Source organism: Paenibacillus sp. P32E (assembly GCF_001909085.1).
In the GTDB taxonomy this organism is placed as follows: Bacteria; Bacillota; Bacilli; order Paenibacillales; family Paenibacillaceae; genus Paenibacillus_AQ; species Paenibacillus_AQ helianthi.
In genome coordinates this window covers 1-846 of record NZ_LVYY01000064.1, presented here as the reverse complement: position 1 = coordinate 846, position 846 = coordinate 1, and the positions used below count along the sequence as shown (strand labels likewise).

Annotated in this window: 1 protein-coding gene; it reads right to left on the bottom strand. The window is 45.3% G+C overall.

The window, feature by feature from the left end; translation table 11 throughout:
• Positions 1-22 precede the first annotated feature (22 nt).
• A protein-coding gene (locus A3848_RS31485; protein WP_178382092.1) for an IS5 family transposase occupies positions 23-798 on the bottom strand; the annotation gives its coding sequence in 2 pieces (ribosomal slippage) (positions 23-471 and positions 471-798; 777 coding nt in all).
• Positions 799-846: the final 48 nt, after the last annotated feature.

Below are 846 nucleotides of genomic sequence, written 5' to 3'. Positions count from 1 at the left end.
CTAGGTCGTGTCTGAAAACTTTTCATTGAGTCAATTTGAAAATGGCTGCTACGTATACAAACGCCAAGAATGACTTGGCCAATTTGTCGTAACGAGTAGCCACACGGCGAAAATGTTTGATTTTATTGAAAAAGCACTCCACTAAGTGTCGCTCTTTGTACCGATACCAATCGACTTTCCATGGGTTTTGACTATTCGCTTTAGGCGGGATAGTGTAGGATGCCTGCTTAGCTGTAATCCAATTCCGAATCCCTTCTGAGCCATAGGCTTTGTCGCCAAGAATATGACTTCCTGTAATATCAAGCTTCTGAAGTAAATCGATCGCTGGAACGGAATCGTAGACTTGACCACCCGTCAGAAGAAAAGCGAGGGGATTTCCTAATCCATCGACGACGGTGTGAAGTTTGGTTGTCTTTCCGCCACGACTGACGCCGATGTGCTGATTCACTTCGTGTCCTGGGGCGTTTTTTTAGCACCGGCACTATGTTGATGGGCTTTGACCGATGTAGAATCAATGCTCAAGTTTTCAAAGTCAGGTTCGACCTGAAGAGTTTGGAAGATCGCGACAAGCAGTCCGGTATCTCGCCATTTGCAGAAGCGACTGTAGACCGTTTTCCATGAACCATAGCGTTCCTCCGGTAGATCGCGCCAGGCAGCACCACTTCGAGCGATCCATAGAAAAGCATTAAACATGGTTCTTTCACTTAATTTTGACGGACGCCCTGTTTTGTAGGGTGGAAACATGTCCTTAATTTGTTCCCACTGTTCATCGCTTATTTCGTACCGTCTTTGAATCATGCTTGACGCCCCATTCGTTTTCTCAAATCTTACCATGTTATTTAGTTT